Origin of the sequence: Pseudoduganella aquatica (assembly GCF_020865585.1) — a bacterium.
In the GTDB taxonomy this organism is placed as follows: domain Bacteria; phylum Pseudomonadota; class Gammaproteobacteria; order Burkholderiales; family Burkholderiaceae_D; genus Rugamonas; species Rugamonas aquatica_A.
In genome coordinates this window covers 2,965,042-2,980,955 of record NZ_CP086370.1, presented here as the reverse complement: position 1 = coordinate 2,980,955, position 15,914 = coordinate 2,965,042, and the positions used below count along the sequence as shown (strand labels likewise).

14 protein-coding genes are annotated in these 15,914 nt (G+C 64.5%); 6 read left to right on the top strand and 8 right to left on the bottom strand.

From position 1 onward, the window contains the following. Positions 1 to 67: 67 nt before the first annotated feature. Positions 68 to 349, bottom strand: coding sequence for a hypothetical protein (locus tag KT882_RS13265; RefSeq protein WP_161075423.1), 282 nt, complete (start codon positions 347 to 349; stop codon positions 68 to 70). 121 nt (positions 350 to 470) lie between these two features. Here KT882_RS13265 and KT882_RS13260 point away from each other — a divergent pair, with 121 nt between their 5' ends. The 3 genes from KT882_RS13260 (at position 471) to KT882_RS13250 (ending at position 2,317) form a co-directional block, all read left to right on the top strand. Beyond that, positions 471 to 1,391 carry a LysR family transcriptional regulator gene (locus KT882_RS13260; RefSeq protein ID WP_228896121.1) on the top strand — a complete coding sequence of 307 codons (921 nt, stop codon included), beginning with the start codon at positions 471 to 473 and terminating at the stop codon, positions 1,389 to 1,391. Between the two features lie 142 nt (positions 1,392 to 1,533). Next, positions 1,534 to 1,842, top strand: coding sequence for a type II toxin-antitoxin system TacA family antitoxin (locus tag KT882_RS13255; protein WP_228896113.1), 309 nt, complete (start codon positions 1,534 to 1,536; stop codon positions 1,840 to 1,842). Continuing rightward, on the top strand, positions 1,805 to 2,317 hold the full coding sequence (locus KT882_RS13250) for a GNAT family N-acetyltransferase (protein WP_228896111.1): 513 nt from the start codon (positions 1,805 to 1,807) through the stop codon (positions 2,315 to 2,317). The genes KT882_RS13255 and KT882_RS13250 overlap by 38 nt, the downstream gene beginning before the upstream one ends. A gap of 46 nt (positions 2,318 to 2,363) precedes the next feature. On the opposite strand, the gene KT882_RS13245 is transcribed toward KT882_RS13250, so the two are convergent. Genes KT882_RS13245 through frc form a run of 3 tightly spaced genes read right to left on the bottom strand, consistent with a single transcriptional unit; the run spans position 2,364 to position 5,168 of the window. Continuing rightward, positions 2,364 to 3,317 carry a histone deacetylase family protein gene (locus tag KT882_RS13245; RefSeq protein WP_228896109.1) on the bottom strand — a complete coding sequence of 318 codons (954 nt, stop codon included), beginning with the start codon at positions 3,315 to 3,317 and terminating at the stop codon, positions 2,364 to 2,366. Next, positions 3,314 to 3,904, bottom strand: coding sequence for a TIM barrel protein (locus KT882_RS13240; protein WP_228896107.1), 591 nt, complete (start codon positions 3,902 to 3,904; stop codon positions 3,314 to 3,316). Before KT882_RS13240 ends, KT882_RS13245 begins: the two co-directional genes overlap by 4 nt. A gap of 13 nt (positions 3,905 to 3,917) precedes the next feature. Further along, positions 3,918 to 5,168 (bottom strand): formyl-CoA transferase, encoded by a 1,251-nt coding sequence (frc, locus tag KT882_RS13235; RefSeq protein WP_161072075.1) that lies wholly within the window; start codon positions 5,166 to 5,168, stop codon positions 3,918 to 3,920. Positions 5,169 to 5,394: 226 nt separating this feature from the next. Between frc and KT882_RS13230 the strand changes: the two genes are divergently transcribed. Continuing rightward, complete coding sequence (locus KT882_RS13230; RefSeq protein WP_228896105.1) at positions 5,395 to 6,375, top strand: NAD(P)H-quinone oxidoreductase; 981 nt, start codon at positions 5,395 to 5,397, stop codon at positions 6,373 to 6,375. Positions 6,376 to 6,493: 118 nt separating this feature from the next. Here KT882_RS13230 and KT882_RS13225 read toward each other — a convergent pair whose 3' ends face one another. The 4 genes from KT882_RS13225 to KT882_RS13210 are packed head-to-tail and all read right to left on the bottom strand — an operon-like array spanning position 6,494 to position 11,651. Then, positions 6,494 to 6,757 (bottom strand): formate dehydrogenase subunit delta, encoded by a 264-nt coding sequence (locus KT882_RS13225; protein WP_228896103.1) that lies wholly within the window; start codon positions 6,755 to 6,757, stop codon positions 6,494 to 6,496. Positions 6,758 to 6,768: 11 nt separating this feature from the next. Further along, on the bottom strand, positions 6,769 to 9,618 hold the full coding sequence (gene fdhF, locus KT882_RS13220) for a formate dehydrogenase subunit alpha (protein ID WP_228896101.1): 2,850 nt from the start codon (positions 9,616 to 9,618) through the stop codon (positions 6,769 to 6,771). A gap of 9 nt (positions 9,619 to 9,627) precedes the next feature. Then, complete coding sequence (locus tag KT882_RS13215; protein WP_228896099.1) at positions 9,628 to 11,187, bottom strand: formate dehydrogenase beta subunit; 1,560 nt, start codon at positions 11,185 to 11,187, stop codon at positions 9,628 to 9,630. Next, entirely contained in the window at positions 11,184 to 11,651 is a 468-nt protein-coding gene (locus KT882_RS13210; RefSeq protein WP_161072079.1) for a formate dehydrogenase subunit gamma, read from the bottom strand. Before KT882_RS13210 ends, KT882_RS13215 begins: the two co-directional genes overlap by 4 nt. Before the next feature lie 135 nt (positions 11,652 to 11,786). On the opposite strand from KT882_RS13210, the gene KT882_RS13205 reads away from it, so the two are divergent. Then, positions 11,787 to 12,851, top strand: coding sequence for a substrate-binding domain-containing protein (locus KT882_RS13205; protein ID WP_228896097.1), 1,065 nt, complete (start codon positions 11,787 to 11,789; stop codon positions 12,849 to 12,851). A gap of 91 nt (positions 12,852 to 12,942) precedes the next feature. Beyond that, on the top strand, positions 12,943 to 15,876 hold the full coding sequence (locus KT882_RS13200; RefSeq protein ID WP_228896094.1) for a glycosyl hydrolase 115 family protein: 2,934 nt from the start codon (positions 12,943 to 12,945) through the stop codon (positions 15,874 to 15,876). The last annotated feature ends 38 nt before the right edge of the window (positions 15,877 to 15,914 follow it).

Here is a 15,914-nt window from a genome sequence, read left to right as displayed (position 1 = left end):
CGAGATGATTGTGGAAGAAGCAAAAACCGATATCCTTGACCGCGGTTAAGATTCGACATTCTTTCATTTATTTCAAGCTAAATAAAGCACCCCCTGCACGGGCCGCCTCCAGGCAGCGCGCCATGGTGGTCTGGATGGCGTTCACGAGGAAATCGGCCTCGTACACCTTGAGCATGTGCGGGTGGTGGTTCTCCACATAGCGGCGCAGGTGGGCGCGCTGGCTCTCCACGCCCATCTGGCCGGTGTAATCGTTGCTGCCCCAGTACCAGCGCAGGCCCAGTTCGCCAAAAGCGGCGTTGTAAGCCTCGCGCTGCGCGTCTGCCAGGTCGGCGGTATCGATCTGCATCATGGTCTGCTCCTCCTGTTGGAATAATGTCGGTTGACTAATGCATCGTAGGCCCAGACAATGATTAGGTATAGTTAAAGGTTTTTGTCATTTCCATACACGATGCTGTATACATAGGACGCCGATGAAACATGCCACCCTGCGCCAGCTGAAAGTCTTCGAAGCGGTAGCGCGCCACCTGAGCTTTTCCCGCGCGGCCGCCGAGCTGCACCTGACGCAGCCGGCCGTGTCGACCCAGATCAAGACGCTGGAAGGCCATGCCGGGCTGGTGCTGTTCGAGCAGCTGGGCAAGAAGGTCTACCTGACGCCGGGCGGCGCCGAGCTGCTGTACCACAGCCGCGCCATCATCCAGCAGTTCCAGGAGGCCGAGGAGGCGCTGACGCAGTTTCGCGGCATCGCGGGCGGCAAGCTGAACGTGGCGGTGATCAGCGCGGGCGACTACTTCTTCCCGCGCCTGATGGTGGAGTTCGCCCGCCGGCATCCAGGCGTGAAGCTGAACCTGACGGTGCACAACCGCGCCGAGCTGCTGGAACGGCTGGCCAGCAACCAGACCGACCTGGCGGTGATGGTGCGCCCGCCGCAGCAAGGCGACGCCGCGCATGCGGCCTTTGCGCCCCACCCTTACGTGATCGTGGCCCCGCCGCAGCACCCGCTGGCGGGCGAGCGCCGCATTCCGGTCGAGCGCATCGTGCAGGAACCGTTCGTGGTCCGCGAGCGCGGGTCGGATACGTGGAATTCAATGGAGGACGGCTTCGGCGCGCACCTGGAGCACCTGAACGTGACGATGGAGATCCGCAGCACCGAGACCATCAAGCAAGCCGTGATCGCGGGCATGGGCGTGGCGTTTTTGTCGGCCCACACCATCAGCCAGGAGCTGAAGGCCGGCAGCCTGGTGGTGCTGGACGTGGAAGGCTTCCCGGTGATGCTCAACTGGTACGTGGTGCACCGCAAGAACAAACGCCTACCGCCGGTGGCGCAAGCGTTTAAGAACTTCCTGCTGAGCGACGGCGCAGCGCTGATCGAGCAATACTTGGCACCAGCTTAGGACACGCACGCCACAACGCCGGAGGACGAAGGGACGGTCCCGACATGGCGGCGCCTGGTGGCAATTTGCCACCACGGATGCTACTATTTACTTGCCGTCCTCGCTAAAACACCAGTCCCGTAGATTCAATTGGAGTTTGATCATGAATGCACCTCTAGAGAGAGAGCGCATCACTGCCCGCGTCTCAAGCACGGTAGCTGAAACATTAAGTGAAGCAGCAGATTTGACCGGCACGACGCTCAACAATTTTGTCATACAGGCCGCGCTCAAAGAGGCGCAACGGGTCATTGACCGTGAGAAGACAATTAGCATTTCGAAAGATGATGCGGCCATGCTACTGAGCCTGCTTGATAGTCCACCAGCACCGAACGAGGCGCTGAAACGAGCTTTCGACCGTTTTATCAAGGTGAAATATGGCACCGACGGTACAGGCACTGGAAAAACTGCATGACCTAAAAAGCTTCGATTGCGGCGTTTCTCAGCTTAACCATTGGCTCCAGACGACGGCTATGCAGCATCAAAGAAATGGCGCATCAAGAACCTTTGTAATCACGGACGAGGCACATCCGGAGAAGGTGGCGGCTTACGTGACTATCGCGCTTCGAGGCCTGAGTCCGACTGCAGCTCTGCCCAAAGAAATGCAGAAGAAATTGCCTAGCCAAATGCCAGGATTCACACTAGCCCGGCTCGCGGTGGCGCTAGACCATCAAGGCAAAAGACTTGGCGAATATCTGCTGTTGGAAGCAATGGAACGGGCATGGCGTGCCGCCCGAAACGTTGGTGGGTTCGGCTTGTTCGTCGACGCCAAGGATGGAGCGGCAGCCTTCTACGAAAAATACGGCTTCCGGCCACTGCCCCTCGATCCGAATATCCTGGTGCTGCCAATCGCATCCATGCCTACATTCCCCGAACAAGATCCAAAATGAAAGCATCTGGAGGCGCCAATATCGCGTTGGCGCCAGGGACGCATGATTACGACATCATCAGCGCTCGCACATGGGCGGCAGCGCCGCCCGCCAGGCCAGCCAGGCTGTAGCCGCCCTCCAGGATGGAAACAACGCGCCCCTGCGCCGTTTCAGCCGCAATGGCCATCAGCTCCCGCGTGATCCAGTGGAAGTCGTCGTCATCAAGCTGCAGGCCGGCCAGCGGATCGTCACGGTGGGCGTCGAAGCCGGCGGAGATGACCAGCAGCTCGGGCGCCCAGGCGCGCACCGCCGGCAGCAGTTCCAGGCGCATGCGGTCGCGGAAGGCGGCGGAGGCGCAGCCGGGCGGCAGCGGCACGTTGAGGATGTTGTTGCGGCTGCCGGTCTCGCTGCGCAAACCTGTGCCCGGATACAGCGGCGACTGGTGGCAGGAGGCGTAGAACAGCCCCGGCAGCGGCGAGAACGCGGCTTGCGTGCCGTTGCCGTGGTGGACGTCGAAATCGACCACCACCACCCGCTCCAGCTCATACGCGCGGCTGGCGTGGGCGGCGGCGATGGCGGCCTGGTTGAAGATGCAGAAACCCATGGCGCGGTCCGGCTCGGCGTGGTGGCCGCAGGGCCGCGTGGCGCAGAACACATTGGCCGCTTCGCCCAGCATCACGTCGTCCACGCCGGCGCAAGCCGCGCCTATGCAGCGCATCACCGCGCGCCAGGAGCCGGGGGACAGCATGGTGTCGCCGCCGTCCAGCGGCACCACACCGCTCGTTGGCAGGGCTTCGGCCACGGCGTCGTAGTAGTCGGCGTCGTGTATCAGTTCGGCCTGGGCACGCGTGCCCAGCGGGGCTTCGCGCCAGTCCAGCGCGGCGAATTCGGACGTCTTCAGCGCTTCGAGCACCAGCGCCAGCCGCTGCGGCGATTCGGGGTGGCCCGCGCCGGGCTGGTGGTCGTAGCAATCGACGTGGGTGTAGACGCGGGTATGGACATGCTTGCGCGGTTTCGTCATGGCTGGCCTTGCTCGTGGAGGAACAGGTTGTCCGCGCCTGTGTCGCGGATGATGGCGGCTGCGTCGGGCGCGTCCTGCGGGGCGATCAGCAGCGCAATGCAGTGCGGCTTGAGCGCGGCGGCGGCGTGGCGGAGGTTGTTCACCAGCGTCTGGCGGGCCAGTTCCGGCGCCAGTCCCGGCTGCGGCAGCCCGGTCAGGCAGCGCAGCTGGCGCACGCCCAGCGGGCGGGCGTAGCGAATGGCTTCTTCCACGCCGTAGCGGAACTCAGCGCAGCGCGACGGCTGGTTGGCGATGCCGCGCTCGCCGCCCACCCAGTCGCCGGCGGGCAGGCAGAAGCGCACCAGATGCAGGCCGTGGCAGCAGAGCCGGTGGGCGATCTGCTCCACTGGGTACAGATAGGGGAACAAGCATTCCACGCGCTCGAAGCCGGCTTGCGCCGCCGCGTCGAAGCGGTCCAGGAAGGCCAGTTCGCCGTATAGCGCGTTCAGGTCGGCAGCCGGCGCGGGGATGGCGCCGGTTGCCGCCGACAGCGCGGCGGGTGCAACGGCGGGCTCCCCATGCGTCCCGCCTGGCGTGACGTACTGCACGGCTGCCGCCGCGTCAGATCACGCGTTCGTCGCGCAGCGCGGCGATCTGCGCGGCGTCGTAGCCCAGCTCGCGCAGCACCTCCTCGGTGTGCTCGCCCAACAGCGGCGAGCGGGTGACCTCGGTGGCGCTGTCGGACAGCTTGATGGGGTTGCCCACCGTGAGATACTTGCCGCGCTCGGGATGGTCCACTTCCACGATGGTGCCGCTGGCGCGCAGCGACGGTTCCTCGGCGATTTCCTTCATCGACAGGATGGGCCCGCACGGAATGTCGTATTTGTTCAGGATGTCCATCACCTCGAACTTGGTGTGCTCGCGGGTCCACTCCTCCACCGTGGCGAAGATGGACATCAAACGCGGCAGGCGCGCGCGCGGAGTGGCGTAATCGGGATCGCTGATCCAGCCTTCGCGGCCTATCACCTTGCAGATCGCCGGCCACACCGGCGCCTGGGCGATGAAGTAGATGTAGGCATTCGGGTCGGTCTCCCAGCCCTTGCACTTGAGGATCCAGCCCGGCTGGCCGCCGCCGGACGCGTTGCCTGCGCGCGGCACCGAGTCGCCAAAGGTGCCGCCCTCGGCAAACTGCGGGTATTCCTCCATGGTGCCGGTGCGCTCCAGGCGCTGCTGGTCGCGCAGCTTCACGCGGCACAGGTTCAGCACTGCGTCCTGCATGGCCGTATCGACCTTCTGGCCCCGGCCGGTGGCATTGCGCTGGAACAGCGCGGTGACGATGCCCAGCGCCAGGTGCAGGCCGCTGCCGCTGTCGCCGATCTGCGCGCCGGTGACGACCGGCGGACCGTCGGCGAAGCCGGTGGTGGCGGCCGAACCGCCCGCGCACTGGGCCACATTCTCGTACACCTTGCAGTGCTGGTAGGGACCGGGGCCGAAGCCCTTGACCGAGGCCACGATCATGCGTGGATTCAGCTCCTGGATGCGCTCCCAGCTGAAGCCCATGCGGTCCAGGGCGCCGGGGGCGAAATTCTCCACCAACACGTCGCAGTCGCGTATCAGGGTCTCCAGCACCTGCTTGCCCATGGTTTTCTTGGTGTCCAGCGTGATGGAACGCTTGTTGTGGTTCAGCATGGTGAAATACAGGCTGTCCACGCCGGGAATGTCGCGCAGCTGGCCACGGGTGGCGTCACCCTCCCCGGCTCTTTCCACTTTGATCACATCGGCGCCGAACCAGGCCAGCAGCTGGGTGCAGGTCGGCCCCGATTGCACGTGGGTGAAGTCGAGGATGCGCACCCCGTCTAATGCTTTGCTCATGGGTCTATCTCCAGTAGTTATAATTTTTTGATGGCTAGTATGGCATGCGGCTTGCACCGCGAGATAGTCCCATCATAGGCAGCGGCTGAGACAACACGCATTGACCCCGGTCAAGATTCGCAAGATGGCCCCTGTCCCGTCAATTTGTGGAAAATTGACTGCGGTCATCGGCGTGCGCGCCCACCCGCGCCTACCATCGGATTCCCCCATTTCTAGAGAGGAAACCATGCGCGCCATCGAAATCACCCAGCCCGGCGGCCCGGAAGTGCTGCAACTGTGCGAGCGCCAGCGCCCGTCGCTGCAGCCGGGCCAGGTGCTGATCAAAGTCCACGCAGCCGGCGTCAACCGGCCCGACCTGCTGCAGCGCGCCGGCAGCTACCCGGTGCCGCCCGGCGCGTCCGACCTGCCGGGGCTGGAGGTGGCCGGCGAGATCGTGGCCGGACATGTCGGCGACAGCGGATGGCGCATCGGCGACATGGTGTGTGCGCTGGTGCAGGGCGGCGGCTATGCGCAGTACTGCGCGGCGCAGATCGAGCTGTGCCTGCCCATTCCGCAGGGCTGGTCGCCGCTGGAAGCGGCTTCGCTGCCCGAGACCTTCTTTACCGTGTGGAGCAATGTGTTCGACCGCGCCGCGCTGGCGCCCACCGAGACGCTGCTGGTGCAAGGCGGCAGCTCGGGCATAGGCGTGACCGCTATCCAGCTGGCCAAGGCGCTGGGGCACCGGGTGTTCGCCACGGCGGGGTCGGATGAGAAGTGCCGCGCTTGCGAAGAGCTGGGGGCGGACCTGGCGATCAACTACCGTACCGGCGACTTTGCGGCGGCGGTCAAGGACGCCACCGGCGGCAAGGGCGTGGATGTGATACTGGATATGGTGGGCGGGGCGTATGTGCCGCGCGAGCTGGCGTGCCTGGCGGACGACGGGCGGCTGGTGTTTATCGCGCTGCTGGGCGGGGGCAAGGCGGAAGTGCCGCTGGGGCAGATACTGCTGCGGAGGTTGACGGTGACGGGGTCCACTCTGCGTCCGCGTCCGGTGCTGTTCAAGGCGGCCATTGCGCGGCAGTTGCTGGCGCGCGTGTGGCCGCTGCTGGAGGATGGCTTGATCAAGCCGGTGATTTACCGCATTTATGCGCTGGAAGAGGCGGCGGAAGCGCATGCGCTCATGCAGAGCAGCACGCACATTGGGAAGGTGATGTTGAAGGTTGTGTGAGGTGATGTGCGCGGCGTGCCATCGTAGGGCGGGTTAGGAGGCGCCAGCCGACGTAACCCGCCAAGGTGCCGCCAACGGCTCAATGGCGGGTTACGGCGGCTGCGCCGCCTAACCCGCCCTACGTCGGAACAGGTTTCGACAAGGCCTGGGCCGCCGGGGACAAGCGCACGAGATTGGCCTGGATGGACGCCAGCACCAGCGGCGCCAGCCCCTCCCCGCCGTGTTCCGCCACATGCGCCAGCAACTGCCGCCGCATGGGCGGCGCCCAGTAGCGCTGCAGGTGGTTCGCGATCTCGCTGTTGGCCTCTTCCTGGTCCGGGTAGGACGCAAAGAAAGTGCCGATCTGGTTGGCCATAATGACCAGGTGGTGAATATTCATCATCTCTCCTAATCTCAAGCCGGCTGCGCCGCAGCGTCTTTGTGGGCCATCTGCTCTTCGTGGAAGCGCGCAAACTCCAGCTGCCAGTCGGACTGCTGCTGCACCGGCATCACCTGCACCGCCGTCACCTTGTATTCAGGGCAGTTGGTGGCCCAGTCCGAATTCTCGGTGGTGATCACATTGGCGCCCGATTCCGGGAAGTGGAAGGTGGTGTACACCACGCCCGGCTGCATGCGCTCCGTCACCAGCGCGCGCAGCACGGTCTCCCCTGCCCGGCTCTGGATGCCCACCCACTGGTCGTCCTTGATGCCGCGCTCCTGCGCATCATGCGGGTGGATCTCCAGCCTGTCCTCCGCGTGCCAGCGCACGTTCTCGGTGCGGCGCGTCTGCGCGCCCACGTTGTACTGCGACAGGATGCGGCCCGTGGTCAGTATCAGCGGATACATGCGCGTCACCTTCTCGTCCGTCGGCACGTACTGCGTAATGATGAAGCGTCCTTTGCCGCGCACGAACTGGTCGATGTGCATGGTCGGCGTGCCTTCCGGCGCGGCGTCGTTGCACGGCCACTGGATGCTGCCCAGCTTCTCCAGCTTCGCGTAGCTCACGCCGCTGAAGGTTGGCGTCAGGCGCGCGATTTCGTCCATGATCTGCGACGGATGCGTGTAGTTCATCGGATAGCCCAGGCGGTTCGCCAGTTGCACCGTCACCTCCCAGTCCGCATAGCCGGCCTTCGGCGCCATCACCTTGCGCACACGCGAGATGCGCCGTTCGGCGTTGGTGAAGGTGCCGTCCTTCTCCAGGAAAGAGGAACCCGGCAGCAGCACGTGGGCGTATTTGGCGGTCTCGTTCAGGAAGATGTCCTGCACCACGATGCACTCCATCGCTTCCATGGCCGCGATCACGTGCTGGGTGTTCGGGTCCGACTGCACGATGTCCTCGCCCTGGCAATACAGGCCCTTGAAGCTGCCGTCCAGCGCCGCTTCAAACATGTTCGGAATGCGCAGGCCCGGTTCGGCCTGCAGCTCCACGCCCCACGCGGCCTCGAACTGCATGCGCACCGTGGTGTCGGACACGTGGCGGTAGCCCGGCAGCTCGTGCGGGAAGGAGCCGATGTCGCAGGAGCCCTGCACATTGTTCTGGCCGCGCAGCGGGTTCACGCCCACGCCTTCGCGGCCCACGTTGCCGGTGGCCATAGCCAGGTTGGCGATGCCCATCACGGCGGTAGAACCCTGCGCATGCTCGGTCACGCCCAGGCCGTAGAAGATGGCGCCGTTGCCGCCCTGCGCGAACATGCGCGCCGCGCCGCGTACCTGCTCGGCAGGCACGCCGGTCACCGCCTCCATCGCTTCCGGAGAATTGGCTTCCTGCGCCACAAAGTCACGCCACTGGTGAAAGGCGCGGTCGTCGCAGCGTTCGGCGATGAACTGTTCTGCCAGCAGGCCTTCGGTCACGATCACGTGGGCCAGCGAGCTGACCATGGCCACGTTGGTGCCGGGACGCAGCTGCAAATGGTAGTGCGCGCGGACGTGCGGCGACTTCACCAGGTCAATGCGGCGCGGATCGATCACGATCAGCTTCGCGCCCTGGCGCAGCCGGCGCTTCATGCGCGAGGCGAACACCGGATGACCGTCGGTAGGATTGGCGCCGATCACCATGATGACGTCCGACTTGGCCACCGAAGCGAAAGTCTGCGTGCCGGCCGATTCGCCCAGCGTCTGCTTCAAGCCGTAGCCGGTGGGCGAATGGCAAACGCGGGCGCACGTGTCAACGTTGTTGTTGCCGAAAGCCGCGCGCACCAGCTTCTGCACCAGGTAGCCTTCTTCATTGGTGCAACGCGAGGACACGATGCCGCCTATCGAATCGCGGCCATGCTTGGCCTGGATGCGCTTGAATTCGGAGGCCGCGTAGTCCAGCGCCTCGTCCCAGGACACTTCCTTCCACGGGTCGGTGATCCTGGAACGTATCATCGGCTTCAGGATGCGGTCCTTGTGCGTGGCGTACCCCCACGCGAAGCGGCCCTTCACGCAAGCGTGGCCTTCATTGGCCTTGCCGCTCTTGGTCGGCACCATACGTACCACTTCGCTGCCCTTCATTTCCGCGTCCAGCGAGCAGCCCACGCCGCAATAGGCGCAAGTGGTGGTCACCTTGTGCTCGGCCTGGCCCAGCCAGATCACCGATTTCTCCTGCAGCGTGGCGGTCGGGCAGGCTTCCACGCAGGCGCCGCAGGACACGCACTCCGATTCCATGAAGGTCTCGCTCTGCCCGGCCGACACGCGCGACTCGAAGCCGCGTCCGGAAATCGTCAGCGCAAACGTGCCCTGCGTTTCCTCGCAGGCGCGCACGCAGCGGTTGCAGACGATGCACTTGGACGAGTCAAACGTGAAGTAAGGATTCGATTCATCCTTCTTCAGCTTCAAATGGTTGGCGCCCTCGTAGCCGTAGCGCACCTCGCGCAGGCCGGTCACGCCGGCCATGTCCTGCAGCTCGCAGTTGCCGTTGGCCGGGCAAGTCAGGCAGTCCAGCGGGTGGTCGGAAATGTACAGCTCCATCACGCCCTTGCGCAGCTCCTGCAGCTTGGCCGTCTGCGTGCGCACCACCATGCCCTCTTCCACCGGCGTGGTGCAGGAAGCGGGATAGCCGCGCCGGCCCTCGATCTCCACCAGGCACAGGCGGCAGGAACCGAAGGGCTCCAGGCTGTCCGTGGCGCACAGCTTGGGAATATTGGTGCCGCTTTCGGCGGCGGCGCGCATCACCGACGTGCCGGCGGCCACCGTCACGCGCTGGCCGTCTATGGTCAGCGTAACGAAGTCCGTGGCTACGCTGGGCGGGGTGCCGAAGTCGCGGCTGATAATTGTCTCGATCATCTATGTCTCCTAGGCGGCGCGCTGGTCTTGGGAGACCTGGCCGAAATCTTGCGGGAAGTGGTTCAGGGCCGACAGCACGGGGTACGGCGTCATGCCGCCCATCGCGCACAGGGAGCCGTGCAGCATGGTGTCGCACAGCTCGCGCAGCAGGATCACCTGCTTGGGACGCTCGCTGCCCTCGCGGATCTTGTCGATCACCTCCACGCCACGGGTGGAGCCGATGCGGCACGGCGTGCATTTGCCGCACGACTCCACGGCGCAGAACTCCATCGCGTAGCGCGCCAGCTTGGCCATGTCGGCGCTGTCGTCATGCACCACGATGCCGCCGTGGCCCAGCACGGCCCACAGCGAAGCGAAGGCCTCGTAGTCGAGCGGCGTGTCCCACTGCGACTCGGGCAGATAGGCGCCCAGCGGGCCGCCCACCTGCACCGCCTTGATCTGGCGGCCGGAAGCGCTGCCGCCGCCGTATTCAAACAGGATGTCGCGCAGGGTTACGCCGAAGGCCAGCTCAATCAGGCCGCCGTGCTTGATATTCCCCGCCAGCTGCACCGGCAAGGTACCACGCGAACGGCCCATGCCGTAGTTCTGGTAATAGGCCGCGCCCTTGTCGAGGATAAGCGGCACCGCCGCCAGCGACAGCACGTTGTTGATGACCGTGGGCAGGCCGAACAGGCCGGCCAGCGCAGGCAGCGGCGGCTTGGCGCGCACCACGCCGCGCTTGCCCTCGATACTCTCCAGCAGCGCCGTTTCCTCGCCGCAGATGTAAGCGCCCGCGCCCTTGCGCACCTCCAGGTCGAAAGCGCGACCCGAGCCCATGATGTCCTGGCCGAGGAAGCCCGCTTGCACGGCGGTGGCAATCGCGTGGTTCAGGTTAGCGATGGCGTGCGGGTATTCGCTGCGCACATAGATATAGCCCTTGTTCGCACCCACCGCCAGTCCGGCGATGGTCATGCCCTCGATCAGCATGAAGGGATCGCCCTCCATCACGATACGGTCGGCAAAGGTGCCCGAATCGCCCTCGTCCGCATTGCAGACGATGTACTTCTGCGGACCGGCCGCCTTCAGCACCGTGTTCCACTTGATCCCGGTGGGGAAAGCGGCGCCGCCACGGCCGCGCAGGCCGGAAGCGGTAACGGCGGCCACGATCGCGGCGGGCTCCATCGCCAGCGCGTTGCGCAAGCCCTTGTAGCCATGGTGTGCCTCGTAGTCAGCCAGCGACAGCGGATCGGTCACGCCGGCGCGCGAGAAAGTCAGGCGGCTTTGCCTGGCCAGATAAGGAATCTGCTCCACCAGGCCCAAGGCCAGCGCATGCTTGCTCTCGCCGAGATGGAAGCCCGCCTCGAACAGCGCGCCCACGTCCGCCGCGTCCACCGGGCCAAAGCCGATGCGGCCTTCCGCCGTGGCCACTTCCACCAGCGGCTCCAGCCACAGCAAGCCGCGCGTGCCGTTGCGGACGATGTCGACGTCAACACCGCGGCGCGCAGCTTCGGCGGTGACGGCTGCCGCCACGTCGTCGGCGCCCAGCGCCAGCGCGGTCGAATCGCCGGGAATGTAGATGCGGATGCTCATGCTGCCTCCTTCACTTTGGCCAGCAGCGCGTCGAAACGGGCCGGGGTAACGCGCGCATGCAGCGCCTCGTTAATCATCATCGACGGCGCGGTGGCGCACTGCCCCAGGCAGTAGACCGGCTCCAGCGCGAACTCGCCGTCCGTGCTGTGCGCATGCAGCTTGCAGCCCAGCGCGCTCTCGGCGTGCGCCAGCAGCGCGTCGCCGCCCATGCTCTGGCAAGCCTCGGCGCGGCAGATCTGCACCACCTGGCGCGCCGGCGCCTCGGTACGGAAGTAATGATAGAAAGTGATCACGCCGTGCACCTCGGCGCGCGACAGGTTGAAAGTGGAGGCGATTTCATCCACCTGTCCGGGCGGGATATAGCCGATAGCATCCTGGATCGCGTGCAGGACCGGCAACAACTGGTCCTGGGCGCCGCTGCTGGCGGCAAGGATGGCGCTTGCCTGGGGAATACGCTGCTGCATAATGCCTCCGTCGTTTTTATTGTGTACCGTGAGCGCTGAAGTTATGTTCTGCGAAACATATATTTCAGTTAATATTCACGCATAAGCCTAGGCTAGCACTGTAAAAACAGCAACGCAATATGAAGGATTTTGCATATGTTCAAAGTTGAGATCCGCCCTGACTGGGTGCTGCGCCACCCGAACGGGCAAACCGTGCCCCTGCCGGTGCTGCTGGACCTGCTGGCGGCGGTGCGCAGCTCGGGCAGCATCAGCCAGGCAGCCAAGGCCTGCGGCATCTCCTACCGCCACGCGTGGGGATTGCTGAACGAATTCAACGAACAATTCGGCGCCGAGCTGGTGCACAAGTCGCGCGGATCGGGCACGGTGCTGTCGCCTCTGGCGGACAAATTGATCTGGGCCGACAAGCGCATCGCCGCCCGCCTCAGCCCCATGCTGGACAGCCTGGCCTCCGAACTGCAGCAAGAACTGGCCAGCCTGCTCGACGAGCGCCCGCCCGCGCTGCGCCTGACCGCATCGCACGGCTTCGCGGTGGCGGCGCTGGTGAGCCGGCTGGAACAGCAAGGCGTGCTGGTGGACCTGCAATACCGCAGCAGCACCGAAGCGGTGGCGGCGCTGGCGCGCGGCGAATGCGACCTGGCAGGCTTCCACCTGCCCGTGGGCGAGTTCGAAGGCGCGGCGGCCGCAAAATACCGCCCCCTGCTCGACCCGGGCCGCCAGATGCTGGTCCACCTGGCCTACCGCATGCAGGGCATTTTCACCGCCAAAGGGAATCCGAAAGACATCCGCACGCTGGACGACCTGGCGCGGCAGGACGTGCGCTTCGTGAACCGCCAGCGAGGCTCGGGCACGCGGCTGCTGCTGGAACTGCTGCTGAACGGGGCCGGCATCGCGCCGGACCGCATCAACGGCTTCGAAAGCGCCGAATTCACGCACGCGGCGGTGGCCGCCTACGTCGCCAGCAACATGGCCGACGCCAGCTTCGGCGTGGAAACCGCCGCCCGCCGCTTCGACCTCGACTTCGTGCCCGTGGTGCGCGAACGCTACTTCTTCGCCTGCTCCCGCGAAGCCCCCGCCGCCCCCCTGGTCGCCGCCGCGCTGGCCGTGATGGAAAGCGCTGAATTCAAGGACACGCTAGCCGCCCTGCCCGGCTACGACGGCGCCCTCAGCGGCCAGCGCCTTTCCCTGCAGTCACTTTTCTAAGGCATTCCGCCACCACGAGAGGGTGCGAAGAATGATTGCGCTATTCTTTTTATGTTATAAAATGGTATCAAATTTTCTAAAGATAAAGGTAATGCGGATGAAATTGCTGTGCGCACTGGTTTCAAGCTTTGCAATCGCCTGCCTGGCCGCGTCGCCAAACGCGTTGGCGATTGGGCAAAAGAAGTTCGTGGACTCCGGCACGGCCGCCGGCGTGGAACTGATCTCGCGCGGAAAAGCAGCCGCCATCCATTTGGATGGCGATGATTACCCCGGCGTGCTGCGTGCTGCGCGCGACCTTCAAAACGACATCGAAAAAGTGGGTGGCCAGCGCCCCGCATTAAGCCTGCAAAACGCAACCAGTGCAGCTGGCGGCCAGGACGTGATCCTGATCGGCACCATCGGACACAGCCGCCTGATCGACCAGTTGATCGTACAAAAGAAGCTCGACGCCAGCGCCATCAAGGACCAGTGGGAAGGCTACCTGGTGCAAGCGGTTAAATCACCCATGCCCGGCGTGGCGCGCGCACTGGTGATCGCCGGCAGCGACAAACGCGGCACGATCTTCGGCATCTACACGCTGTCCGAGCAGTTGGGCGTGTCACCATGGTATTGGTGGGCGGACGTGCCGGTTCCCCACAAGGACCGCGCTGTAGTACCATTCGGCACACTGGTGAATGACCGCCCTGCCGTGAAGTACCGCGGCATCTTCCTCAACGACGAGGCGCCCGCGCTGACCAACTGGGCCAAGGACAAATTCGGCGGCTTCAATCACCAGTTCTACGAAAAGCTGTTTGAACTGATGCTGCGGATGCGCTCCAACTACCTGTGGCCTGCCATGTGGTACTCGGCGTTCAACGACGACGACAAGGAAAACGCCAGGCTGGCCAATGAGATGGGGATTGTGATGGGCACCTCGCATCACGAGCCGATGATGCGCTCGCAGCAGGAATGGCACCGTTACGGCAAAGGACCGTGGGACTACGAGAAGAATGGCGATGCCTTGCGCAAGTTCTGGGCCGAAGGCCTGCGCAACAGCCACGACTACGAACAGGTGATCACGATGGCGATGCGGGGCGACGGCGACGAGCCCATGTCCGAGCAAGCCAACGTGTCTCTGTTGCAGAACATCGTGAACGACCAGCGCAAGCTGATTGCAGCCGAGTGGAACAAGGATCCGGCCACGGTGCCGCAGTTATGGGCCTTATACAAGGAAGTGCAGGAATACTACGACAAAGGCATGCGCGTGCCGGACGACCTGCTGCTGCTGATGTGCGACGACAACTGGGGCAATATCCGCCGCCTGCCGACAGCGGAGGAACGCCGGCGCAGCGGCGGCGCCGGCATCTACTACCACTTCGACTACGTGGGCGTACCGCGCTCCTACAAATGGCTCAACGTGACCCAGATCTCCAAGGTGTGGGAACAAATGAACCTGGCCAGCGAGTTTGGGGCGGACCGCATGTGGGTGGTCAACGTCGGCGACCTGAAGCCCATGGAAATACCGACCGAGTTCTTCCTTAGCTACGCCTGGGACCCGAAGGTTTGGCCGGCCGAACGCCTGGGCGACTATCTGAAACAGTGGGCTGCGCGCGAATTCGGCGCAGCCCACGCGGACGACATTGCCGATATCGTCAACCAGTACACGCGCTTCAACGCGCGCCGCCGCCCCGAGCAGCTCGATCCGGCCACCTTCAGCCTGGTGAACTACCGGGAGGCCGAACGCGTGGTCAACGCCTACAACGGCCTGGCCGAGCGCTCACGGCGCCTCGCTGCAGCCCTGCCGCCGCAGCAGCGCGACGCGTTCTTCCAGTTGGTGGAGTATCCTGTGCGCGCTTCGGCCAACGCGCTGGACATGTACGTGAGCGCCGGCATGAACCGCCTTTACGCGAACCAGGGCAGGATCACCGCCAACGACATGGCGGCCAGGGTGCGCGCGCTGTTCGCCAACGATGCGGAGCTGGCACGCCAGTACCAGCAAGACGTCAGCGGCGGGAAGTGGAAACATATGATGTCGCAGACCCGTTTCGGCTATACCAACTGGGACCAGCCATACCGCGATGTGATGCCGGCTGTGAGCGAGCTGCGCGTTCCCGTGAATGGCGAGCTTGCGGCTCCGAACGGCATCCATCCTAGCGACCAGATGGGGATAGCGTTTGAAGGAGAGACCGTCGCATGGCCTGTGTTCCCGATCAAACCGCTGGTGCTGCCGCAGCTGGACGTGTTTCAGAAGCAGGCTGGCCGCATCGAACTGTTCAACCGTTCAAGCACGCCCTTTACGTTCAGCATCTCCGCCAACCAGCCTTGGGTGCGCCTGAGTACGAGCGGTGGAACCGTCGAGAAAACGCAGCTGGTGGAAGTTGATGTGCAGTGGGATCAGGCGCCACTGGGCGACAGCCGCGCGGAACTGACAGTGACCGGGCCGGACAAGGCCAGCGTGAAGGTGGCCGTCCCGGTCCGCAACCCTGCCGCAGTGCGGCCGGAGCAGGCATCCGGGCACGTAGAGACGCGCGGCGTGATAGCCATCGAGGCAGAGCACTACACGGCGGCGCCGAGCGCACCGGGCCGCCGCTGGCTGAAGATTCCTGACTACGGCCGTACTTTGTCCGGCATGACCGTATCGCCCGCGAATGCGGGGGCGCTCGATCTGCGCGATGGCATGCAGCTGCAATATGCCGTAAACATTTTCAATCCCGGCAAGCTGCAAGTTGAAGCGGTGCTTGCGCCGACGCTTAAATTCATGCCAGGCAGCGGCTTCCGCTACGCGATCTCCTTTGACGATGAAGCGCCCCAGGTAATCAATATCCATGCGGATGAATCCGAAGACCACTGGCGCAAGATCGTGTCTGACGGCGTGGCCAAATTCTCCAGCACGCACATGGTGAAATCGGCTGGCAAGCACACGCTGAAATTCTGGGCGCTGGACCCTGGCGTGGTACTGCAACGGCTAGTGGTCAACACTGGCGGACTGAAGCCGAGCTATCTGGGACCGCCGGAGAGCCCCTACTTCCCTGCGCAGAAGCGCTAAGCTGCCGACCAGCCGCGACATCGAGCCGCCATTCAAGC